This window comes from Modicisalibacter sp. MOD 31.J (assembly GCF_020147985.1).
Taxonomy (GTDB): domain Bacteria; phylum Pseudomonadota; class Gammaproteobacteria; order Pseudomonadales; family Halomonadaceae; genus Modicisalibacter; species Modicisalibacter coralii.
In genome coordinates this window covers 397,520-419,086 of record NZ_JAGXFF010000002.1, presented here as the reverse complement: position 1 = coordinate 419,086, position 21,567 = coordinate 397,520, and the positions used below count along the sequence as shown (strand labels likewise).

Below are 21,567 nucleotides of genomic sequence, written 5' to 3'. Positions count from 1 at the left end.
CACCGCGTGAGACGGGAAGGACAACAGGCATGGACGAGAGCACTAGCTGAGCCTGAGGAGGCGCCTTAACAGTAACCTGCGAGACCCTGGCGGCCGCCTCCCCACTCTTCGCTGCGTAAATGCCTAACGCCCCCACACCTAGTGTGATCATGCAAGCCATCAGCAACGCCAGCATGTCTCGCACGATGCCCCCAACGGTGATATTGCCTTCCTGCCCCACCATTATTCACCTCGATCTGCCGCCAGTATCCGGGACGTCTTGAGGCAGGCGTGGGACATTCGGGATTCGATCCGGTGCAGCGCTCCGCCCCGCTCAGCATCATTGGTGCATCCGCTAGCCACCAGGGCCCCCAGGTGAACCGCCAGCGCATCGAGTTGTTGCTCGAGGGTATGAGCGTCCCGGCCGCGGACCGTCTCCAGGATCAGGCGGTAAACCTCCTCAAGCGGGCCTTGCTTTACATCGGCGCGCTCACTGTTCAAGTCGGACGTCGGTGCGCCAGCGTCGTGTCCGAACGAGTCGCTGCCGGAGGCAATCAGGCGTCCCGCATGGAGGAGCAGCTCGGTGCGCTCAGCGTCGGACTTGCTCGCCTGTGCTATCAGACCGCCTAGCCGGTGGGCACTTGCCAGCACCCCCTCGCGGGTGGGTTGCGTCATCGTCTCGGTGAGACGAGTCGAGTCTTGCTTGGCGAAGGCTTTGTTCATCAGTGAAATCCCTCCGCCCGCAGACGACGGGCTACTCGGGCTTGCTTAGGGAGTAGCGGCTGATGGCCGCTGCGAATAGATTCGACTGCACCCTCCTGCCCCTGCTCGCTCAGAACCCGCCACGGGGCGGCAAGGAAGGCCTCGAGTGAGATCCCCTCCTCCGCGAAGCGGCAGAGCTTGTAGACCTCCTCCCAACGGGGATCGGTCTGGGTGCCTGTTTCGTCGTTGCACGCGGACTCGGCATCAAGGGTGGCGGGTGCTGCAATGATCGCGGCGTTGCTCATGGTCTTTCTCCTGTCATGGGCCGGAGCGGTCCCCCGGGTTCACCTACAGGCTGCCCCAGTATCGAAAAGCAGCAAGCGGCCTCACCAGCAGACTAGGGAGAGCGTCCGTAGCGGTGTCCCGGCCCCCAGGGCCTGATAGGCGGGAGGTGGCCAGAGCCCACCACGGCGAGCCGTGGCGGGCCGACGAAAATCGAAACAGGAACAAGAGCTGGAGACTCAACCTGGGCCGGACGGAGCCGGCCAAAATCGCCACCAGAGCGCCATTCGGCGCAGCGAGCATCACCAGAGCGCCTGAGCCGCCTAAGTCGACTCAGGCGCGAGAGACTATTCCTCTGCCTCGGCTTCGGTATCGTTTGCGTTGTCGGGAGATGCAGTATCTTGGACAACGGCCCGCAACCGGCGCAGTGCTTGCTCGGCAAGTTTAAGCTCTCGTGCCTGCTTGCGGATCTCCGCGAAGTCACCCTCAAGGCTCATTACCAGATCCATCTCCCATTCCTTGGCGTAGCGCTTCAGTGTCGCTTCGGGGTAGGAGAACCCTTTGCCCTTTCGGATGTGCTGTGACAAAGGGTGTTTGTTTCCTCGCTTGTCTTTGTACCACTGGTTCCAATACCACTGAATGTAGAAGTCCCTCCCAGCCCCCTTCTTCACGCGCGCCCCGAGAGTGCTCCGTTTCCAGAGATCGAGCCCCTCGTTCGCCTTGAAGTGATGTGCCCAGTAGCTATCTACCCCTTCCTTCGCCTCGTCTCTCAACATTTCCTTCGCCTGGGCTATCCACTCGAGCTGCGCATCGATGCCAGAGATGTACTCTTCATGCTTCATAAATGCTCCAGGTCTTTACAAATTTACTATCTATTTGGCAAAGGCACCCCGTTTGACAAATAGGGGGGCGAGAGTGAACTTCATAGCTACCTGACAGGTAACCTGCTGATTTAAACGGCATTTTCGTCAAACCCACCGAAACATCACCAATACGCCAAATATATTTGTCTGCGTCTCTCCGTTTTCCCAATTAATGCATTGGTCAACGTGATTCGCAGTCTAGGCGTCACGACCGCAGAGGAATGGCCGAAACATGCCATGGAAGGGGCTATATTTCCGTCGCCTCTTAACCCTGGCCAGTTGTTTGCCAAATTAATTGAGCGGCGGCTGGGCATTTGCCAAATAATTCATTGGGCAAACCCGGCGCTCGACGGGTTTTTTGCCGACAAGGCGGCAGCAACAAATATATTTGCCCTGACCCATCACTTTGACAAATAGATCATTGGGCAAACCAGGCCTCCCGCCTGTGGCCGTATGCCGCCTATTCAGCCAGCCTGCATCAACCGAGGGGGGGCGGGTTAATCACACTGCTGCGGATAGGTATTTCGGCCTTACCCGGGACCTCGAGGGTGCGATTCTACGTAGTGCGGCAAGGTGTAACGGGCAGACGCCTTTCGTTACACCCCGCTTCCAGCATTGCCCCGAAGTTCCGCTGACATGCACCTGGAAGCGACCGCCAGGGTTTCTGCGACCACAGAAGCGGAGACGATCTACATCACTCTGGAGAATTAGTACATGCACCTTGGACTCGACATCGGATATTCCAGCCTGAAAGTCGCTTTTACCCATGCCGGGGAGAAGCCGCACCATCTGACCATGCCCGTGGGTGTCAGCCGCGCGGACCATGGCGACGGCAACTACTTTGGCGATGCAGGCTCAGGGGTTCTGGTCAACGTCGACGGCGAAGATTACGTCGCCGGCGTGCAACCGCACATGGCGGCCGATCACACCCGCACCCTCGATCGCAACTACACCCGGACACCGCAGTACCGAGCCCTCTACCACGCTGCTTTGGCCAGTAGCGGTGCGCGGGTCATCGAACGAGTGGCCACGGGCCTGCCGGTAAACCTGTTCTTCAACGCTGAGCTGCGCGCTGAGCTGGTGGAGCAGCTCCAGGGGCGACACCAGGTAACGCCGGATCGAGTCGTCGAGGTTCGTGAGGCCAAGGTCTACCCGCAACCAGCGGGGACGTATATCTCGTACTTGTCTGGCGCTTCCGACCGGGAGGGCTTCATGAGTACCCGCGCGGCACTAGTGATCGACCCCGGGTTCTTCAGCGTTGATAGCGTGGTCATGCGACACAACCGCCCCTACCCGAGCGCGGCAACTACGTCCACAGAGGCGATGTCGCGCCTGCTCGAGCGGGCCGACGAGATGATCACTAAGCGCCACAAATCCGCCACTGCCACGCCGGGACTTTTCAAAGCCACCCTTGAGGAGCGTTTGCGTGATGGCCGCACTGACATCCCTTGTGGCGTGCGTGACATCGATGCCTTGCCCTTCCTTGAACGCGCGGCGGACCATACTGGGCAGCGGGCGCTAGCGAAAATCACCTCCAGCGTGCGCGGCCTGGACTTCGACCTCGATATCGTGCTCGTCGCTGGCGGGGGGGCGTCACTCTACGCGCCGGCTGTCCGGCAGGCCTTCCCCGAGACACACGTGATTGTTGTGGAGAATGCACCCATGGCCAACGCGGATGGCTTCCTGGTTCTCGCGGAGGGCTGAGCATGGAGGAGGATCTCGGCAAGTACCGGATCGTGACCACAGTGAAGGAAGGCGCCAGCCCAGAGCTGTACGAAGATCTCAGTGCGATGCCCAGAGAGGACAGAAGCGAGCGCATCCGCACGCTGGCTACGCTAGGTGTACTCGCCATGCGAGGCGGATTGGTCCCCGCAGGCTCGGAAGGCGCAACCAGTGCGGTAGCAGGCCAGGCAAATGGCGTTGAGCGCTCCAAGGTCAGCTCAGGATTGATTGGGAGTATGGATGGCGGGGGGTGGGACGACGACTAGTAGAAGACGAGCAGATTGCTGACATAAAAAAGGGCTGGCAAACGCCAGCCCTTTTGCTTTGTGGTGGTGATCGAGCCAGTCATCACTGGCCCAACCACCAAGCGCTTCAAGCGCTCTTCTATACCGAAATTTCCGACTCGCCTCCCGCCAGGCGCTTCAGCATGGCCGGGTACGAAAGCCTGCCTCGATTCACTTCCGCGATCAGGTTGGTCTGGAACATTCCCAGCTTCCAGTCTGTGCTCTGACTGAGCTGCTCCAGGGCGCCAGTGGCCAACTCGGTGTACCCCTCAGTGACCAGCAGCTCAAGAACCTCGAGCGCCGTGTCGCGGGTTGAGTGAGCGAAAAACCCTTTGGCATCGAACATCTGCGCCCGGAACCGGCCAGACTCACTGGCGTCCGGCAGGATCAAGGCATATTGCTCGTGGCGGGATTTCAGCTCCAGGCCGACCGGATCGCCCTGACAGGTATCAAGCAGCAGATGCCAGGCCCGGTTCTGAGCCCTCGCGGACGCGAGACTCTCCTCCAGCAACTCGACATACTCCGGCTCCAGCTCTCGCCCCAGCTCGCACAGGGCACTGTAATGCGCCAGATCCGGGTACACCTTGCTGGCATGTTGTGTCTGCATGATGCACTCCCTTCAGTGGAAGAGACCATGCCCCGGACGGGAACATGGCCCCGTCTGGGTTGGATACGATGCCAGGCAGGCACCTGACGTAAACGAGAAGGGCCGGCAATATGCCGGCCCCTCGATCTTTGTTTAGCGCTTGGCGTTAACCGCCGCGCTGATGCTTCTCTTTGTCTTCCTGGTGCTTTGACCAAATTGAAAACCCGGCGAGACCGATTACGCCCACCATACCGATGGCCATCCCGATCAGAGTTCCAGCTTCAAGAGACATAGTAGAGACCTCCATGCGGTCATCTTTCCTGTCAAGTATAAAGGTTGCTCACTGCTCGGACAAATTGGTCCGTACATCAGCCTGTGTCGGTATCCTCAACTGCAAGGACCAGGTGTGCAGCGCTTTGGACAAGCACCCACCACATCACCATTCCTGCTGCGACCCAGCCACTGCTGGCGGTCCAGCCCAGCACGCCGAATACGGCACTACCAGACCAGGCCACACGCTTTAGCTCGATCGCGATGGACTCACGTACGCGCTTGTTGAATCGCATCATCGTTATCGCTCCTTCTGGCCGCCACGCCAGGGTTGAATGAACGCTCCTGGATTGGCGGTCCGGGAACGGCCCCGGACAAGGCAGACGAAACCACCCCGAAGGGCAGCTTGTGTCTGCCCTGATCGGGTGTGTGTGCTCAGTAGTTACGTGCCGCTGTCAGGGATACCCCGGGGGGCGACTGATCAGAACGGAACGCAATCTTTCTCGCGTGCATAGAAGTCTTCTGAAACTTCCAGTTGTACAGCGAGTAGATGGGCTTTTTCGCGCAGCCTTCGCGCTGTGCTGAAGTTGTCCCATCCAGCCTCGAAAGAGGCCTCACGAAGCAGATTCGCAATTTCGCTTCTAGTCGCGTCCCAGTCGCCAGGCTCCAGGCGCTGATCGAACCAGCAGCGGCCGTTATACAGGGCGATAGCCCGCCCCTCCTGGTTCACGAGCTTGGCCCGTGAAGGGTGGAATAGACCGTCGAGTGACTGAGCTTTGTCCTGGGCAACAAACGCATCCCTGGACAGCTCATCGAACCAGCCTTCAGCCTGTTCCTTCACGGCATCAAGGTTTGAATAGGCCGGTGCCGGCGCTCCTGTGCGGGCGTCACGCGTGTAGTACGCGAAACCTGGGGCATGGTCGTACATGTCGGCATATTCATGTCCTTCAATGACGATCGACAGGCCAACGGTTTCCCGGGTGCACGTGCCAAACATCTCATCAAAAAACGTCGCCAAGCTGTCTTGCGCCTGTTGTCTAAGCATGCGCAGGAAGTGGCGATCGTCAGCGGTGAGGTAGTCGGTTATCTGGTGCATAGGTCTCCCTCCAGGTCATGCGAGGGATACCGCCCAAGGAGGATGGCATCCCCCTTGGGGTTTAACGTGGGAAGCGACCGAGCACTGCCCTGTAGGGAGTGCCCGGTTACGCTCAGTGCCGCATGAGCGACAGGTTTTCTTTCTGCATGGCAGGATCGATGATGGGCACTAGTCCACCGTCGTCAGTGCGCATCATCGAGGCGTAGTCATCCCAGAGACCGCTGGAAACGGCAGGATCAAGCGCTTCAGCTACATCCACCGGCTCCGGCTGTACCGGCTCCGCAGGCTCAACTGGCTCCACAAAGTGCGGCTTCCAGTCAGGGTTACGACGCAGTACCGGTGGCGTATCGTAGAATGCCCACTTGCGGTCGATCTCCGCCTGCGAAGACACGGGCGCGGAAGCCACATCGGCATCGGACGCCTCCTCAGGCACTGAGGCAGTGTCGTTGGCGGCCATTTGGGCCGTAGCCATGATGTCACCTTTCGGGACAGGGCCACGAAACGGGATCACCACATGCGGATCGTCATTGAGCGCCTGCGTCGCCGCATCGCTCGGCACTTCTGTCTTGGTTTGGGTTTGAGGCGCCTGAGCCGCTGGCTTGGCAGACTCGGGTTTCTCCACCTTCGCGTTGCTCATCTTGCGCAGGTTCACTGTCACTTTTTGGAACATGCGACCGCAATCGAACAGGATCTTGCATGCCGCGAAGACAATACCAAGGGGTAATACCCAGTATGCGAGGTCCATAACGTTCTCCTTGCTTGCTTGGAAACGAGGAGACGCACCCCAGGCATGGGGAGCGTTCCCCATGGCAGGGTTGGAAGGTAACTGGAAGGCACCAGGGAGGCGCGCAACCAGGATAGGTGTCTATCGGACGAAGCCGACAGGCCGAAGACGCGAGCAAAGTCGAGCCAACGGCAAATCCCTTTGGTGACGTGGGAGACCAAGCCACGCGAGCACGGAATGCTCGATTGAGACTATGAGTTTACCACTCCCGGCCAGGGGCACGAGGGGTTAATGGCTGGTGAGTGAGGCAGGTTTTTCGCGCCCGCCAGCCGCCGTGCTGCTTTCGACGATTCTGCTAGCATAGGAACCAGTTGAACAAGCCAAGGGGATAAAGCCATGGATATGCACTTCGGCATCGTAGCCTTCGGCCTGATAGGTGGCCTGATCGCCCTCATATCGCTGATCATGCCGTACCGGCCGATCTTCCGGCAGTATTTCTTCGTTTTCCTGTTCACGGTCGTGCCGCTAGGTGGATTGGTGCTTATTCCGCTGGTCCTGATGTTCGTCGTCGGTCGGTTCAAGAAGCGCGCGCCGTATGGCTTCGGGGCATGGCTTGCCCGCCGGAACGATGGCGACATTGATGTTGATGAGGCAAAAAGGCGAGGGAGCCCAGAAGGAATAATAAAGCCAGTTGGATCAGTAGCACCTGATGGTGATATCTACATCAATGACAGTGGACTTACCAGCAAAGGCAATCAATTCTAGCAAGGGGTGTGACGATAGGGCCCTTCAATTCCTGGCGTACCACATAGAAAAACGGCGACCATCGGGTCGCCATTTTCAGTTGCGGCAAAGTGGCTTGCAAGGTGAATCAATTTCTATCAGGTGTCTCACCTATCGCCGCATTTAGGGTGCTTAGACGACCCAGGTAGTTCATACCGTTTTCTACACCCGCAGTGCCGGCTTCGGCAATGCGGTCGAAAGTTAAGTTGGCGTACTCCGTAGCTTTCTCTTCATTGCCGTTGAACTTCTCCATGTATTCCGCCTTGATCGCATTATAGTGATGGTTGCGTAGTTCCTCACGGTAGCCGCTACTCTGGAGCATCTCATCCTTCGTTGCGGCTTCGTCCTCACCGGCGAGGAACCTATCCATCATCCCTGTCATTGAAAGGTCGCTACCAATCATTCCTTCGCTATTAGGCGACAGATGTGCTGTGGCAGCAGCCTCGGCGAACATGCCAGCTTGAGCCGGTGTCAATCCACCAGCGAGAGCATTTTGGCGTGCATCTGCCCGAATTTCGCTTGCAACCTTCTCGCGCTCCTCTTTGATCTGATCCTGATTATCATCGCTTGAATCAGATGCCTCTATTATCTTGGCTTGCAGCGCGGATGGTCCTGACGCGCTCTGTGATGGATCCTCGAGATCTGCGTCCGCTCCTAAAGCGCGCCCCCAAGCGGACTTATACGCGTCCCAGTATGCCGAAGACGACACATCGGGTGCGTCTTTAAGACGTGCGTACGCATCATCAACCGCGGCTTCGCCCGCTTGGCCCGTTAAATGATCAATTCCTTGTACTCGGTTGCTGTGCTCTTCCCGAATGTCTTTTGCGTCCATGTCGAACTCACCAACTCCTCCTTGGGTGCTTTGGCTAACCTGATCGATACGTTCCGGTACATCTTCCAAATTGCTTTCCGCTTCCCCTGTCGCAGCGCTGACCTCGGACTTCACATTGGCGGTGTCGTTCCATACATTGCCGGAGGCACCTTGATATGCGTCGTAGTCTACGTGCGCCGGCCCCGCTCCTTCTGATACTTTACCTGTGGCGTAGGCCATGTCCATGAGCATGCCGCGTGCATCGGCATTATCGAGGTTCGCGCCGAGAGTCATTAATGCACCCATGGCCATGTATTGACGCTCATTGGCCTCGATATTTGGATCTCCAAGGCTTCCACTTTGGGATAATTTCTCAGTCTGGTTCTGCCAGTCCGCTCCCATTTCATCATGGGTAGACATACGGGCCGTGAGATTCTGGAAAGCTTCCTCGTTGGCGGCAATGTCCTTGGACATGGTGAGGAAATCGACCTCCTGATTTGCACCAACACTTGCCTGGAATTGCTGGGCTTCAGAGTAGGCTTGGCTTGCACTCTCCATGCGCTGACGGCTTTCATCGAAATTCGCTTGGTTTTGCTCCTGAGCAACCCTCTCCCATCCTTCTTGTTCAGTATTCATTGCGGAGCGCGAGACGGTCTCTGTGAAAGAGCTTTGCACCTGTTCGGATGTGGACTCTTTGAGCATTTCCCTAAGCTGATCGGACATCTCTACGGATTCTCCAAGGGTGTCTGCCGCTGAGGACTCTCCGCTAATACTCGCTGTGGCCCCGTTGCCAAAGAATGAGGCACCGACTGAACCGCTAGCTCCCATAGTGATCGCGCCGGTGAGCCTTTCAGTTTGCTCGTTACTGAACCCATTCGCCTGGGCGTACTCTTGAGCGTTCTCAACCAACCGGGTATAGGAATTTGCATCGCTCCCGGTGACGTTGCGACCCAACTGTTGAAGATCGGTTGAACTGACGCCGCCCTTCTCCATGGAACTGATGCCTTGTTGGACACTCGTCGCATAGGCAGCTTGGGCCGCCTGCATCTCCTGCTCCGTTGATGTGAGCTGCCTATTGGCCACTTCCCCCATGGACAAGCTGGGTGTCCAACCCTCGGTACCAGACGTGCGTGTCCCCATCGTCGGATCGTGGGTATTCTGCGCACTCATGGACAACACACCCGGATTAGAGAAAAGATCCGGTGATGACTGCTTCTCGTCGACCGCATCCCCCGGGGACATACGGCTGGAGAGATTCACCATCGTGTACGCACCGCCGTAGAGCACCGTCAGGGCAAGCGCCGGCGCTGCGGCTATAAGATTGCCCCCAACCGCGATCCAGTCAGCAGCCTCGGCCTGCATCGTCTGCATTCCAAGCAATGACAGCGGGCTCAACGGATCGCCCGTGGAGGTAACCATGTTGTTCAGGGAATCCATCTCACGGACGAAGGCCATGCTGATGAACAGGTTTGTGACCGACATGATCGGCATCCAAAGCTGAACCCACATAAGAATGAGCACATACCGCCCGACCAGCTTGAACCCGGCCATACCGAATCCGATCGCAAACACCATGAACGGCACGATGGAATAAACAAACCCCTCCACAAACGTCATCAGCGGTCGGGCGAAACGCGCGAACAACGATGCCTCAGCGGCAAACTGTACCCGTGACTGCTCGGTAGCTTGTGTGGTGATGACTGTGGACGCGAAGCTGCTCTCCGAGTAATTACCGCTGGCCACTCGACGAATGACGTTGGCCACCAGTGCGTTCTTCATGTACTGGTTCGCATGGTTACCCATACCTACCAAGTTATCGAGCCCGCCTTGGATCACTGTGCGGGCATCAGCCACGTCATAGCTATCGGAGAGGTAGTTGTTCCAGGCGTTGAGCCGCTGCCCCCATTGCGCGGTAATCGCCGAATAGGCATTCGCGCATGTACGCTGAGCGCCACCTGAAGGATCGCTTGGCAGATATGTCTTGGTGGTGTAATCGGTATCCGTCATCTTCACCGCCTGCCATAGATCCGGCGCTGTGACGATAGCCGCGGGGTCATTCCAACCGAGCATGATTCCTGTCTCGGTGCAGTCATTGATGTAATTTGTCAACGTCTGTAGAAAGTTATCATGCCCAGCCACACTGTTGGCTGTCCCCAGCCCTGAACCTCGCACCGAGAGAAGCATTTCCAGAGGTGTACCATAGCCAGTATCGAGCATTCCGGGGAGCGAATAGGCCGTCTCGAATTCTTCGGTGATGACGAGCCCCATGCTACTCAGCGTCATGCCCGCCGCGGCAACACCCAGCGGCACATTGTCTACCGGCCTAGCAGTCCACGAATATGGGTCATGGACGAGAACGTCCACCCGAGGGGTGAACAGTACCAGGTACATGGCGATAGCCATGACCGTGCCCCCCATTGATAGCCGCCGGCCGCCCTCAGCGACAGAATTCAGGACCACGAACAGGAAACCCAGCAACACACCAATCATCGCTATCAGCGTGGTGCTGTCACTGCCCATCAGCATGGACACGGCGTTGAGTATCTCGGCTAGGAATGCACCATCGCCGGTAGAGTAGATGTCATAAGTCACAGCAGCTCTCCGCCATTGTCAGGAGGAGCCCAAGGCGCGCGCATCACCGCACCTTCAGGCCGACCCCTCGAGAGAGTTCATTGATTCCCAGGCGCCGCTTGATCGTCGCTTGGCGAAGGCCGTTGTATGTCTCAACCATCCCTTGCAGCGAGGCTAGGTTCCCCTGGATATTCCGCGCCTGATCTCGCATGGCGCTGGCTACGTCATTGAGCTGATCGCGCATCTGTGATGCGGATGGCGAGGTTGACGAGGCCATGGCCGTGCGCGCCGTGTCCACCATGTCGAGAACGAGATCCGAGGCCATGATCTGAGCGATAGTTGGACCGGCCTGGTTGGCATAGAGCTGTGCCAACCCGGGTGACATACGTGAAAGGTTCCGGATCATCCCGCCTACAGCGCCCGGCGCGGATGACATAAAGGCTTTCTCTTGGCTGGTCAGCGTTGCCGAGGGAGAGGCGAACTTGGACACCAAGCTCAGAACCATCTCAGAGACTTGGGCCGTGAAGCTCTCGATAGAGACCGTCTGGATACCGGGATCGGTATGCGTCCCCGGAGCATCATCAGGGTTGTAGCACTGATCGCTCCCGCACTCATAGAGACGAACGTCTGCGTCGCTATCCCTGCCGTTCATGAAATCTCTGATATCGAGGATCGGCGGTAGCACAGTGATAGCAGGGTCCCCTCCTTGCTCCTCGGGCGGGCGCACGATCACCGAACCTGTCACTGACATGACCGCTTCCATGAGGGATTCATCCCCTGATGACCACCAGGCCGCGGCATTCGAGTCACGAAGCGAGGACCACACCACGTTGCCTAGCACTTCTTCGTTTTCCAGTTGCTCGCGACCGGCATTAGTCTGCGATACCTTGTACAGCGAGGTGCCACCGCCACCGACGGAAGGAAACATTGAGGACACGGAGTCGACGGCCGCACCGATGCTCGTCGCGATGGGAGCGGCGGCGTTATTCGCTGCGGTACGTATCCCATCCGGTGTCATCGCCGCGGCGCCAGCCACCAGCTCCTTTGCGGCCTGACATGAGTTCACCGAGAGACTGTTCATCTTCTGAATCAGCCCCTGGAGCTTGCTCATCACTGCGTCGCAAGATGGGCACATCGCTTGGAGCGCCATCTTGAATGCGTAGCCACTCGCATTGGAGGCGATTGTTCGTAATAGTTGGATGAACTGGTCTGCACTGATGAACGAGAAAGAACCGCCAAACATATCGATGCCGTTACACCCGGAGTTGACGCTTGGAGGAAGGATGCTCAGCACCTGTACATCCATCGCGCTCGTACGCATAGAGTAGCGTCCACCGGCAAGGACACCCCGGCGCTGCCCCATGACTGCGGTCGGATCAGTGACGTTCGACATCGAATTGAACATCTCGTCCATCTGATCCTGAAGTCCCGCATGTGACTGTGTTGGCGCCAACCCCAAGGATAGCCCGGCGGCCAATGCGCACGGCAGCAATGCCGAACGAAGCTTGTTTACCATGATGAATCTCCTTGGCCACGATCCCGCCCGGCGATGGCTCCGGGGATTGCGCGATCGGTGTTGGTGGACTCCGGCTTCGGGCGTTCAAGCCAGCCAGCAGCCTTGGCGGCCTTTATAATGCGTACTGCCAGCTCCCGAGGCTGACTCAGGCCAATGGCGAGCAGGGTCGTCTGTTGAGTCGCCGGATGCACAAGATAGAGAGTCGGGGTAACTTCTACCCCCAGCCGAGCCGCCTGCCCCCTATTCGGAACGTATTCCTCGAATTCCCGCCCCGGCGGGGGTCCGCCATCGAGCGAGACAGGCGTCACTTCGATACCGTAACGCTCGTCGAACATGGCTAGCGCCGGCTCTTGCTTCTGGCAGTAGGGACAAGTGGACATGTAGAAATACCAGATACCCACCTGGCCGGAGAGGCTTCGGAGCTGGCTGTCCAGAGTCGGCTGGGCGTTTGCGACGGATGTGAAGGACGTTAGCCCAAGAGTCAGTGCCACCCCGGCCGCCACTCGAGAAAGGATGCGATTCATCGCTGCGTACCCCCTCCTTCCAATTGTCCGACCAGACGTTCCAATACATCGTCAGGACTAACCGGCAGATTATCTGTGGTGGGTGCGCCCTTCTCAGCAGAGCCCGCGAACCCGGCGGAAAGGAGCTGGTCGGCACGCATCGGTCGCGTACGGTTGTACGCATCCTCATCGATCCATCCTGCTTTGTTTGCGGCGAGCAATATTCTCGAGACCAATTGGTCCCTGGCCAAAAGTCCGTGGGAGAGCGGAACTACTTTTCGGCTTTTAGGGTTGACCAACACCAACCCCATCGGGCCGTCGATATCCAGACGATTGGCCTGCCCCTCATCGGATCGCGCACTGGCAAATCCGGGAGGAGGCGCCCCACCGTCCATGGAGATCGCTGTTACCGGAATCCCGTAGATTTCCTCAACCCCCTTCAGAACGGACGACTGCGAGGCGCAGTAGTCGCATCCACTCGAATAGAAGAACCAGACGCCGAGCTGTTGGCTGAGTTCAGTCATCGCTCGCTTCGTAGCCCGATCGGCGCCTCTATTGGCCAGCCGAGCGCCCATCGAACTAATTGGCCGACGGTTATTCTCATCCAGTGCGGGCGTGGTCTTCACCGCAACTTCCACGGCGTCAGCGAAGCGCTGCGACTTATCAATCGTGAGGCGCTGCAGGTACATATACGCCAACACATTTTTACGAGTCGGATTATCGATGGCACGATTGAGATACTTTGGGAGGTTTTCGCGAATCCATACTGCTGAGTAGGCTGTCGGCTCCTTGGGGTCAGGTGCTACGGCCTTCTTCAACGCCGGGGGTCGGGCCGGCATAGGCTTAGACTTAGGCTTTGCTTCGGGTTTAGGCTCGGACTGTGGTTCTGGATCTGGTGTGACGCTGTACCAGAACCAGCCATCAGGCGGCTCAGAGCCGAAAAATGACGAGGTGGCGGCGAGCGTCGGGTCGCTTGAGAGCGAAAGCAATGCGGCCAATCCGCCCGCGACCAGGACGCTTTTGAGTGTTCGTGTGGTCATGCCTGCATGCTATATAGAGCCAACATGCGACAAGCGCCGAAATCACTCCCCTTTAGCCACCCATTTCACGCAGAGTGCAGTGAGGGCATCGTTGTAGCTTGCTACGGATATCCCAATCGATGCAGCGAACACGCCTGCTCCCGCAGTTCTGACACCGCTCAGATTGAACCTTCTGTGCAAGATAATCTCGAGCCAACAACCAGAGTGAATTAATGTTGTAGAATTCCAGACGTATCTCTCGATTGGCATAGTCGTTACGCCCACCAAGAAAGTCCTGACATGATTCCCATGCTGCACTCAGTGCTTCAATATCCACTCGCAGATCAGGCTCAACGGCGATCGCCAAGTATTCGTTTAACATGAAGGCAGCCAGGGCGCTGTCTAGCGGCGTCTTGATTACACTGGCACTGCCGCTCGGTAAACGCCCTGCCGGCGGGCTCTCCCCCGGAAACACTTCACGCCATATTCTGGATAGTTCTGTTCGATAAACGTGCTGCAATAAGCTTTGAATAGCGGCGATTCGCAGCCCCTGCCGTATCAGGTCTCGAGCAAGCTCATGCTCGCGTATGCTCAGAAGTGATTTATGGCTCCCGCCATTCGCGTCTTTCGACATAACCATGTTCCTCATTCCATGCACCGTACACTTAGTGTCCTCACTAAACGCTCTGTTTCTCCAGAATCCTTAGGCCCGATGGCAACTTGCTTTGCTTCCTCAATACGCGACAACCACCACGCATGGTCACGGTCAGTCGGCAGTACGACACACTCTCGACTTAATATGTGAGCGAGCATGATACGCTCAAGGCGGGTTAGCCCCGCCAGCAACTGATCCACCTCCCAATGGATAGGAACGGCAGGGGGACGGTCAGGTGCACGCCTAACGGCCATGGCTCGGACTGATATTTCCACGAACAGAGACGTGAGGGCTATAGATGCGACCTCTATGTTTTTGTCGGCAACATCTTCGCCATGCTCCCCCTCCTTGGGCAGCGGTCTACGGCGCACCCGGTTGATAGCCCTGCGCCACCAGGCAGCAGAACGGGCGTTGCCCTTTCGCATTACACCCTTCGACGCTGCCGCCAACCTACCGCGCTCGACGTGATCAAGATGGGTGCTTTGTATTGCCGCATTCTGCGGCATGACGCCGTGAGGTATCCGATCCGGGTCGAGTCGAGCAATGTCCAGCACTGCTATAGCAGCGGCGGTTTCGGCGATCTCGCGAATCTCGAATATAACGGCCGTACTGCCTGCCGAAGCTGAATTTGGTGTTAGATTTGGTGTCTCTAGCATGTGACCCCTCATGTGCTCGTAGCGCGCCGCTTGACGTTATCGCGAAAGTGAAAAGCAGCAAGCCCAAACCAACCTTCTGATTGACTAAGCAACAAGACCTAAGTAAAAGCGACACGCGCCTTACGCGAACCGCCTTATTCGGCCAGTAGCGATCATGCTAAAGTGCGAAAGCCTTAATAAATCTCGAAATACCCACCTGCGTAGCGATGGTTTCGTGCACCACGGCGTGAAGCAGTATGCTTCACGCACAAAAAAACCCCGCCAGCCTGAAGCTAACGGGGTGTCATGCGTTGAGCGATTATCGGGCTAACCCTTGGCGGGTTTGCTCGACATCCCCTCGAATCGTAGCGGGCGTAAACCGTTCAGCACGGTCAGTGCCGCATCACTAAATGGACCGGTCACAGAAACGATATCTGGTGATCCTGCGTAAAGGCGAGCTGCAAACAGTAAGTGCTGTCGCGCACCCATGTCTTTATACCGACACCGCATAAGGTGCAGGTACGCTTGCTTATCTCCCGTCCAACCGGCCGGCGGCGCCAAGGGGCCGTACCCCCCTGGCGTCGTATCGAGCTTGGAGAGATCAATCACGCCATAGCACTTATATGCAATGTCGTTCATCACATTGCCCTCCTTCGATAATCCGAGGCGGGATCGACGTAGCACTGCGGATAGCCCGCGTAACCGAGTCGATTCCACACATCCAGCCAATCCACCGAGGACTGCCCATGTGCAAGGGGCAAGCCTGGCAGCACCGCGCCCGTGTACCGTCCTTCGGCCCACATACGCTCACACAGCGTCTGGCCCGCAATTCGTCCGGCTTCGTTAGCATCTTTATCCAGCCAAACGACGACCTTCTCCACGTGATCAGGCAACTGAACCTGACGCATCAGTGAAGTAGATATCGCCGACCAGACAGGCATGCCGGTCGCTTCCATGATGGCCAAAGCCGTTTCGGGTCCTTCAGCGATCCCCAGCAGGCGACCAGCCGGCGCAAGCCGGATGGCACCACCTGTAAGGGTGCGCGCTCCTCGTGGGTAGCCCATCAGCTTCTTCACCTTTGGCACCGGCGCCTTGTTGCCTTCGCAATCGAGATAGATGCGATGCAGCGTGACCGACCGGCCCTGGCCATCGCTTACCCTGAAAACGAGGGCTGGGAAGGTCCCCAGCATCTTGTCGCCGTCAAGGTAATGAAGCCCAGGATGAAAACGAAGCACACGAGGGTCTAGATAGGGTTTGAGACCGCGCCGGGCGAAATACAGCCTCGCCGGCTCGGCACGTGGATGGTCGAGGGGGAGCGAACTCTGCCAGACGGAGCGAATCCGGTTGGCCGATTGTCGATCCTCCTCTGCCCTTGCCTTTCTTTCACGCTCGATGTCGGCCTCGCGCCGTGGCGCGGGCGGTGGGATAGCGCCTCCACCCTCTCCCTCAAGCTCCTCGAGGAGAAGTTTGAGAGTGTCCTTGTAGGTCATTCCCTTCAGCCAGGCCATAAGGCCGATACCATCGTGAAACGCACCGCAGGTGTTACACACACCTCCGCCGTTTTCGCGCCAGTCCCTGAACATCCGGAAACCATCGTTGGACCCGCTGCTGCCATGGATCGGACAGGCCACATGACGTGGTGCCTTTTCCATCGCTGCGCCCAGCTCCACCGATGCCAGATGGCTATAGATTGCCTCCCAGCGTCCAGCGGCTAGCCGCAGGATCTTGTCCGAGGGTTGTTCGTCCATTCAGTTCCTCCAGAGATACGTGGAGGCCGGGCGCAACCTGCCCCCAGAGGGGCGAGTGCACGCCCCAGCCAGGGTTGGTGTATATCCGGCAAACCATGCATCTACCGTAGTCGGGTGGCCCCGGCGGCAGGCGCGGAATACCGGCATGGTGAGCGAGGGTTTCGGTCAGGCTTATGCTGCACTCGCTTGCAAAGCGGCAGGTCTCGCCGCGTGCGGTACTTGCGGTCGCAGTTCTGACGCGATATCGCTTAGAGCTTCCCGTGCGAGTTGTACCCAGTGGCGACCATTTGGAGCGTCGTCAGTCGGGCCGATCGAGATCGACTCTTCCTTGCCCCACCAGGTGGCGCGCACCTCAAGCTCATAGCGCTCGATTTCGCCCCGAATCATCCGCCGAGCCAGCAGAAAGACATCTGACGGCTCCATGTAACCCAGGATCGGATCACCAGCATCCTCGACCGGTTGCTTGCGGATCTCGACAACGAGATTCTCTCGCTCGTAGAGACGAAGGATCTCGGGCTCATACGGAGAGGCTTCGATGAGGCTGTAGCCTTCCGACTCCAGCTCTCTGGATCTTGCGACCACATCCTCCTTCAGTGCCTTGAGCAGCGCATCGACCGCCTCGGTCTCCGCGCCCGACATCTCATCCTCATTGAGCACCTCCACGTCCACCTCCATAGAGTTCCAGTGGTGGTAGTGATGGTTGATGTCTGAGATCGTGACGTTGATGTCGTCGACCACACGCTGGATGGCGGCAGTCTCCGAGGCGCTGAGCCCCAGACGCGGCAGCATCCGGAGCAAATCAGCCTCAGCCAACTTCCCGTACCAGGCCACGCCGTCACCCTGGCAGTAGCTCAGGCGGTAGCCGAGACGGCACTCGCCATAGCCCCAGGACTCCAGGCAGCGCTCGAAGTACCAGTTCAGTAGTTCCATGATTTGCACCTCCGGTGGTAGCCGCCGAGGCGCACGCCGCCCTTGGGGCGAACGAGCACCCCATGGGCTGGTTTGATGGGCCGTTGTCCGGGTAGGACGCGGCGATTGCGGTAAAGCCGCCAGCCCGGAGGCTGGTCGCGCAGTGCGCCCGCTATACGGACACCGGCTTTGAGCGCGAAGGTTATTAGGACTTGAGTGTGAGCCCGCACAGCCGCTGGCAAGCCACGTAATATTCCCTCCAAGGGGTGCTATTACCTCTTCGGGCAGCGCTCTTGCGGTCGAACCCAATGCGATGGGTTCTGGTTATTGAGGTCAATGAGTGAGGTAGAAGTCGTCAGCTTTACTCATTGAAGACATGAATGCCGAGTACGAGCCGTGGATCTCCAGGAAGAGATCGTGCTCGCAGTAGGTGCAAATCGCGTAACAATCAGCGTCCACCCACACACGGCGAGCATTGCCGTCCGCCCAATCCGCTCTCTCGACGAACCCTTTCGGCAGGCGAGCAGCCAGCTCGAAGGAATCGCCATCGAGTAGCGTCGTGTAGAACGCGCCTCCCGATACCAGCTCCGTATCGAGCGTTAGCCCGACAGATTCGATGAAATCGAACATTTGTATCCTCCAGGCGTACGCACCCCCATAGCATCGGGGCGACGTTGGTATCTCCCTGATGCAAGGGTTTGGGTTGGCCTGAGGCCAGTTGAGGGCTGGATTCGGCCAGCTACCGTGGGGAGCGTTCAGGTAGAACACTCGGATGAAGCGCCTTTCCGTGCTGCCCTCGCCCGCTGGACGAAGACGGCCTGGAAAGGCCCCTGCCAACCGCCCAGAGGCGGCCGACAGGGGGATGGGTTGAATGCTCAAGCGGCCAGGTGACTGACCAGCTTTCGCTCCAGCATCTCGAACAGCGCAGAGGACAGCTCCTCCACACCGCGGATGGTTCGGCTCTCGGGGATGAGTGCCGGGGCAATCTTATTCGCGATACCGATACCCAGGGTCTCGATACCATCGCTCCGCAGTCTCGACATCACATCCTGTGCGCCCCTCGGGTCGTCCGGCCCGCCATCGGTGACGACGATCAGGATCTTTCGTGGCTCATTGGCACACAGCAGATCCCAACCGGCGAACCAGGCTGCCTCCGTCAGCGGCGTTCCGCCGGCGGCGGTGATACCGAACTGATCGGCCTGGACGCGCTGACCTCGACGATGCAAGGTCTTCACCTGGTGCTTGCTTCCACCGGCACCGGGGAAAGCAAAGGCGCTCGGGTTGACCCCTTGGATCTCATCGAGCGCATAAGTCACCGCAAGCGAGGCTTCCCGTGCGATCTTCAGTTCCCGGCCGTTCATTGAGCCTGAACGATCGAGCAGCACGGTCACCGCCGTATCGACCTCCTCTCCCTCGAGTTCCACGCGGAACATCCGCGGGTCCCCGTGGTTGAGACGCGGCAGCATCCGACGGTCGATCCGCCGTCCTGAGCGACCACGCGAGGTTTGTGCCAGGGTCTCCGTTTGGATCAGCCCGGCAAGCCGTGAGCGCAACCGTGCGCTGGCCTGACGAACCATCGACTCGTCGATCGTCGCGCCAAAGCCGAGGCTTCCCGAACCGTGGCCGGCACCGCCGCCGCCAGAAGCATCGTCAGCCTCAGCGATGGTCGCGGCCTTGGGATCAGCATGACGCCCCAGCTTGTCAGCGACTTTCTGGCCTTGATCCTTCGCCAGATCCTTCGCGTCACCTTGGAGAGCATTTGCCAGTGCCTTGCGACGATCCGCCTCGGAACCTTGCCCCGAGTCGTTTCCGCCGCTACCGTCCTGGCTGCCATCACCCGCCTGTGGGCTACCACCACCTTGGTTGTCATCCTGGCCGCCGGAACCCTTGGACTCCTGCGAATCTTCGGGTTCTTCAGGCTCCTCGCTTTCGTCCTTGAGCAACGCGACGATGCGCGCCGCCAGGTCGATCACCTCCTGGGTTGAACGGGTCTCGGTTACCTTCGCCATCATGGTGGTGAGTTTGGTCGCGAGGCCCTTGGGGAAGATCTCCTCGAAACGTTCGCTCGCCTGTAGCGCCAGTGCTTCCGTCGACGCCTGGCCCAGCACCTCGAAGCGCAGGCGGCGCAGCATGTACGCCGACAGCACCGCATTCTCCGGGGCATCAGACCCCAGTGGGGCCTCGTCGCCGTCGTGGATCAGCTTCTCCTGCAATGCTGCCAGGTGTTTCCGACAGCCCGGGTAGAGCCGCCCCATCAGATCCTCGATACGAATGTCCTCCAGGGCGTTTTCCACCCAATTCGTGAAGGCATCCTTGGATCGCTGGGCATCGAAGTCGGTGAACCGACAATGGGCTGCCTCGTGATCGAGATAGCCATTGACCAGAACCTCGACCTCCGGGTCATCCGCCGCCAGAGCGGGCAGGTTGATGGTTTTCCCATCGGTGTAGGCGCCGTTACCGCCAATGGTCACGTTGACGCCGTAGCGCCGACCGATGGCCTTGGCAATGATGGGCAGCGCACCGATGAAGGTCTTCAGGTTGTTCTTCGCCATTCTCGTCACCTCACGAAATGGCACACCCCCCGACCGGGGTGTGCGTTGGGATTGCACAGCCCCAGGTCGGTGGGGATAGATCATTATCGTGTTAGAAGAACAACCCAGAGTTAGAGACCGCGTGCTCCTCGTGACGGACTACCGGCTCCGGTTCGTCTTCTTGCGATTCAACTTCATCGATGGCGGTGACTTCAGCAGCGTCCTCCATGGGCGCCGCGTCGGACTCCGACACCTCCGGCTCACCGGCGGGCTCATCAACGCCGGCGAGCATCTCTGCTGGAGCGCTGGCGTTGACGTTGCCGATCGCTGCCTCGCCATGGGCGACCATGCGCTCGGTATCCGAGAGCAATAGCACCAGTGCGCTGAGTCCGCGAAGCGGCGCTCCCTCGATCTTGCCCGCCTTGGGACACTCGGAGAGCGTCTCGTCGATTTGCTCGACAACGGGATAGATGCGCGCGTCGATGAAGCTCAACCCGTTCAACTTATCCCGCATCTTGCGAATCGGACTCAATGCCCGCTGAGTCACGACCGAGTTTCCCTTGTAGGATCTCTCCCAGGTTTCACCCGCAGCGCGAGCGACCTCTCGGAGAATGCCCCGGTATGAGCCTTCCAGCAGCGATTCCTCGGCCTCATTCTCCCCGTCAAGGGGAACGGCCGCCGGAGCGACACGAAAGACGCGGAAAGAAAATCGCAGGCGGGCATCCACCTCATCCACCGGCGTTGCCGCTTTCCGGATAATGCTCTCCCACTCTTTGTGACGAGCGATCCACTGCTCGACCGTTTGGTCGTAGCGAGCCAGAAAGCCCTTCTTGTAAGTACCGAACTCGTCCTGCAAGCCCTTCAGCTCTCGTCGCACCTCAGCGAGCTTCTCCTCAGGAATCCCGTAGCCACCAAGGAAACGGTAGCCGGCTTCCAGAAGCAGCCGTTCGGCGCGACGCTTGAGCTTTGCGAACTCGTTGAGTTCGTCCGGATCGCAGATTTTCTTTGAGCCGAGCGACGCAAGATCCTGCGGTGGCAGGTTCTCCGGCGCGACTTTCTGAAGATCTTTCGGGGTGAGCTTGCGCCGCCCCGTCCAAAGGTGAATATCCAGAACGACGCAGACCAGAGAGTCGAGTGTCTGGGTAGTCACGTTACTTTGCTCGGTCATGGACCGTTCCTCCTATTCATTGATGGAATGCGAGGAACGGTCCTCCCCACCGGGGAATAACGTTCCCCGCGATCGGGACCAGATACGCGCTGCCGCGCATCAGGTGATTGAGTGCCGCTTGCTGGGGGCCACGGTCGGCGGTGCCGTGCCACGAAGACGTGGTAGAGCCTTTCCGGGACGCCCTCGTCGAGGACGGCTGGGAAAGGCCCC

The 21,567-nt window shown here is 58.8% G+C and carries 21 protein-coding genes; 3 read left to right on the top strand and 18 right to left on the bottom strand.

Annotated elements, in window-relative coordinates:
• Positions 1 to 222: 222 nt before the first annotated feature.
• The 3 genes from KGR00_RS07540 to mobI form a co-directional block, all read right to left on the bottom strand.
• Positions 223 to 702: a hypothetical protein gene (locus KGR00_RS07540; protein WP_224424301.1), complete on the bottom strand. Its 480-nt coding sequence runs from the start codon at positions 700 to 702 to the stop codon at positions 223 to 225.
• A complete protein-coding gene (locus KGR00_RS07535) occupies positions 702 to 986 on the bottom strand; it encodes a hypothetical protein (protein ID WP_224424300.1) in 285 nt (94 codons plus the stop codon). Before KGR00_RS07535 ends, KGR00_RS07540 begins: the two co-directional genes overlap by 1 nt.
• A gap of 324 nt (positions 987 to 1,310) precedes the next feature.
• On the bottom strand, positions 1,311 to 1,805 hold the full coding sequence (mobI, locus tag KGR00_RS07530; RefSeq protein WP_224424299.1) for a conjugative transfer protein MobI(A/C): 495 nt from the start codon (positions 1,803 to 1,805) through the stop codon (positions 1,311 to 1,313).
• Positions 1,806 to 2,540: 735 nt separating this feature from the next.
• On the opposite strand from mobI, the gene KGR00_RS07525 reads away from it, so the two are divergent.
• A complete protein-coding gene (locus KGR00_RS07525; protein WP_224424298.1) occupies positions 2,541 to 3,530 on the top strand; it encodes a ParM/StbA family protein in 990 nt (329 codons plus the stop codon).
• Positions 3,531 to 3,532: 2 nt separating this feature from the next.
• On the top strand, positions 3,533 to 3,814 hold the full coding sequence (locus KGR00_RS07520; RefSeq protein WP_224424297.1) for a hypothetical protein: 282 nt from the start codon (positions 3,533 to 3,535) through the stop codon (positions 3,812 to 3,814).
• Positions 3,815 to 3,932: 118 nt separating this feature from the next.
• Here KGR00_RS07520 and KGR00_RS07515 read toward each other — a convergent pair whose 3' ends face one another.
• From KGR00_RS07515 to KGR00_RS07500, 4 genes are all read right to left on the bottom strand, one after another.
• A complete protein-coding gene (locus tag KGR00_RS07515; RefSeq protein WP_224424296.1) occupies positions 3,933 to 4,439 on the bottom strand; it encodes a hypothetical protein in 507 nt (168 codons plus the stop codon).
• 347 nt (positions 4,440 to 4,786) lie between these two features.
• Complete coding sequence (locus KGR00_RS07510; protein WP_224424295.1) at positions 4,787 to 4,987, bottom strand: hypothetical protein; 201 nt, start codon at positions 4,985 to 4,987, stop codon at positions 4,787 to 4,789.
• Between the two features lie 182 nt (positions 4,988 to 5,169).
• The gene (locus tag KGR00_RS07505) at positions 5,170 to 5,784 is read right to left on the bottom strand and encodes a hypothetical protein (protein WP_224424294.1); all 615 of its coding nucleotides are present in this window, start codon (positions 5,782 to 5,784) and stop codon (positions 5,170 to 5,172) included.
• 112 nt (positions 5,785 to 5,896) lie between these two features.
• Positions 5,897 to 6,529, bottom strand: a complete 633-nt coding sequence (locus KGR00_RS07500; RefSeq protein ID WP_224424293.1) for a hypothetical protein — start codon at positions 6,527 to 6,529, stop codon at positions 5,897 to 5,899.
• A gap of 375 nt (positions 6,530 to 6,904) precedes the next feature.
• On the opposite strand from KGR00_RS07500, the gene KGR00_RS07495 reads away from it, so the two are divergent.
• The gene (locus tag KGR00_RS07495) at positions 6,905 to 7,273 is read left to right on the top strand and encodes a hypothetical protein (protein ID WP_224424292.1); all 369 of its coding nucleotides are present in this window, start codon (positions 6,905 to 6,907) and stop codon (positions 7,271 to 7,273) included.
• 106 nt (positions 7,274 to 7,379) lie between these two features.
• On the opposite strand, the gene KGR00_RS07490 is transcribed toward KGR00_RS07495, so the two are convergent.
• The 11 genes from KGR00_RS07490 to KGR00_RS07440 form a co-directional block, all read right to left on the bottom strand.
• Positions 7,380 to 10,694: a conjugal transfer protein TraG N-terminal domain-containing protein gene (locus KGR00_RS07490; protein WP_224424291.1), complete on the bottom strand. Its 3,315-nt coding sequence runs from the start codon at positions 10,692 to 10,694 to the stop codon at positions 7,380 to 7,382.
• A gap of 43 nt (positions 10,695 to 10,737) precedes the next feature.
• Positions 10,738 to 12,189, bottom strand: coding sequence for a conjugal transfer protein TraH (locus tag KGR00_RS07485; RefSeq protein ID WP_224424290.1), 1,452 nt, complete (start codon positions 12,187 to 12,189; stop codon positions 10,738 to 10,740).
• A complete protein-coding gene (gene traF, locus KGR00_RS07480; RefSeq protein WP_224424289.1) occupies positions 12,183 to 12,713 on the bottom strand; it encodes a conjugal transfer protein TraF in 531 nt (176 codons plus the stop codon). Before traF (KGR00_RS07480) ends, KGR00_RS07485 begins: the two co-directional genes overlap by 7 nt.
• The gene (gene traF, locus KGR00_RS07475) at positions 12,710 to 13,732 is read right to left on the bottom strand and encodes a conjugal transfer protein TraF (protein ID WP_224424288.1); all 1,023 of its coding nucleotides are present in this window, start codon (positions 13,730 to 13,732) and stop codon (positions 12,710 to 12,712) included. Before traF (KGR00_RS07475) ends, traF (KGR00_RS07480) begins: the two co-directional genes overlap by 4 nt.
• Positions 13,733 to 13,784: 52 nt before the next feature.
• Positions 13,785 to 14,345, bottom strand: coding sequence for a FlhC family transcriptional regulator (locus tag KGR00_RS07470; RefSeq protein ID WP_224424287.1), 561 nt, complete (start codon positions 14,343 to 14,345; stop codon positions 13,785 to 13,787).
• 983 nt (positions 14,346 to 15,328) lie between these two features.
• A complete protein-coding gene (locus tag KGR00_RS07465) occupies positions 15,329 to 15,640 on the bottom strand; it encodes a hypothetical protein (protein ID WP_224424286.1) in 312 nt (103 codons plus the stop codon).
• Positions 15,640 to 16,749: a toprim domain-containing protein gene (locus KGR00_RS07460; RefSeq protein ID WP_224424285.1), complete on the bottom strand. Its 1,110-nt coding sequence runs from the start codon at positions 16,747 to 16,749 to the stop codon at positions 15,640 to 15,642. The genes KGR00_RS07465 and KGR00_RS07460 overlap by 1 nt, the downstream gene beginning before the upstream one ends.
• A 171-nt stretch (positions 16,750 to 16,920) precedes the next feature.
• Positions 16,921 to 17,679 (bottom strand): hypothetical protein, encoded by a 759-nt coding sequence (locus KGR00_RS07455; RefSeq protein ID WP_224424284.1) that lies wholly within the window; start codon positions 17,677 to 17,679, stop codon positions 16,921 to 16,923.
• A 312-nt stretch (positions 17,680 to 17,991) separates the two neighbouring features.
• Positions 17,992 to 18,288, bottom strand: coding sequence for a hypothetical protein (locus KGR00_RS07450; protein ID WP_224424283.1), 297 nt, complete (start codon positions 18,286 to 18,288; stop codon positions 17,992 to 17,994).
• Between the two features lie 245 nt (positions 18,289 to 18,533).
• Entirely contained in the window at positions 18,534 to 20,210 is a 1,677-nt protein-coding gene (locus tag KGR00_RS07445; protein WP_224424282.1) for a VWA domain-containing protein, read from the bottom strand.
• A gap of 91 nt (positions 20,211 to 20,301) precedes the next feature.
• The gene (locus KGR00_RS07440; RefSeq protein WP_224424281.1) at positions 20,302 to 21,357 is read right to left on the bottom strand and encodes a DUF3150 domain-containing protein; all 1,056 of its coding nucleotides are present in this window, start codon (positions 21,355 to 21,357) and stop codon (positions 20,302 to 20,304) included.
• Positions 21,358 to 21,567: the final 210 nt, after the last annotated feature.

Coding starts and splice junctions, on each gene's coding strand:
- KGR00_RS07540 (WP_224424301.1), bottom strand. CDS start 702: ATGAACAAAGCCTTCGCCAAGCAAGACTCGACTCGTCTCACCGAGACG.
- KGR00_RS07535 (WP_224424300.1), bottom strand. CDS start 986: ATGAGCAACGCCGCGATCATTGCAGCACCCGCCACCCTTGATGCCGAG.
- mobI (WP_224424299.1), bottom strand. CDS start 1,805: ATGAAGCATGAAGAGTACATCTCTGGCATCGATGCGCAGCTCGAGTGG.
- KGR00_RS07525 (WP_224424298.1), top strand. CDS start 2,541: ATGCACCTTGGACTCGACATCGGATATTCCAGCCTGAAAGTCGCTTTT.
- KGR00_RS07520 (WP_224424297.1), top strand. CDS start 3,533: ATGGAGGAGGATCTCGGCAAGTACCGGATCGTGACCACAGTGAAGGAA.
- KGR00_RS07515 (WP_224424296.1), bottom strand. CDS start 4,439: ATGCAGACACAACATGCCAGCAAGGTGTACCCGGATCTGGCGCATTAC.
- KGR00_RS07510 (WP_224424295.1), bottom strand. CDS start 4,987: ATGATGCGATTCAACAAGCGCGTACGTGAGTCCATCGCGATCGAGCTA.
- KGR00_RS07505 (WP_224424294.1), bottom strand. CDS start 5,784: ATGCACCAGATAACCGACTACCTCACCGCTGACGATCGCCACTTCCTG.
- KGR00_RS07500 (WP_224424293.1), bottom strand. CDS start 6,529: ATGGACCTCGCATACTGGGTATTACCCCTTGGTATTGTCTTCGCGGCA.
- KGR00_RS07495 (WP_224424292.1), top strand. CDS start 6,905: ATGGATATGCACTTCGGCATCGTAGCCTTCGGCCTGATAGGTGGCCTG.
- KGR00_RS07485 (WP_224424290.1), bottom strand. CDS start 12,189: ATGGTAAACAAGCTTCGTTCGGCATTGCTGCCGTGCGCATTGGCCGCC.
- traF (WP_224424289.1), bottom strand. CDS start 12,713: ATGAATCGCATCCTTTCTCGAGTGGCGGCCGGGGTGGCACTGACTCTT.
- traF (WP_224424288.1), bottom strand. CDS start 13,732: ATGACCACACGAACACTCAAAAGCGTCCTGGTCGCGGGCGGATTGGCC.
- KGR00_RS07470 (WP_224424287.1), bottom strand. CDS start 14,345: ATGTCGAAAGACGCGAATGGCGGGAGCCATAAATCACTTCTGAGCATA.
- KGR00_RS07465 (WP_224424286.1), bottom strand. CDS start 15,640: ATGAACGACATTGCATATAAGTGCTATGGCGTGATTGATCTCTCCAAG.
- KGR00_RS07460 (WP_224424285.1), bottom strand. CDS start 16,749: ATGGACGAACAACCCTCGGACAAGATCCTGCGGCTAGCCGCTGGACGC.
- KGR00_RS07455 (WP_224424284.1), bottom strand. CDS start 17,679: ATGGAACTACTGAACTGGTACTTCGAGCGCTGCCTGGAGTCCTGGGGC.
- KGR00_RS07450 (WP_224424283.1), bottom strand. CDS start 18,288: ATGTTCGATTTCATCGAATCTGTCGGGCTAACGCTCGATACGGAGCTG.
- KGR00_RS07445 (WP_224424282.1), bottom strand. CDS start 20,210: ATGGCGAAGAACAACCTGAAGACCTTCATCGGTGCGCTGCCCATCATT.
- KGR00_RS07440 (WP_224424281.1), bottom strand. CDS start 21,357: ATGACCGAGCAAAGTAACGTGACTACCCAGACACTCGACTCTCTGGTC.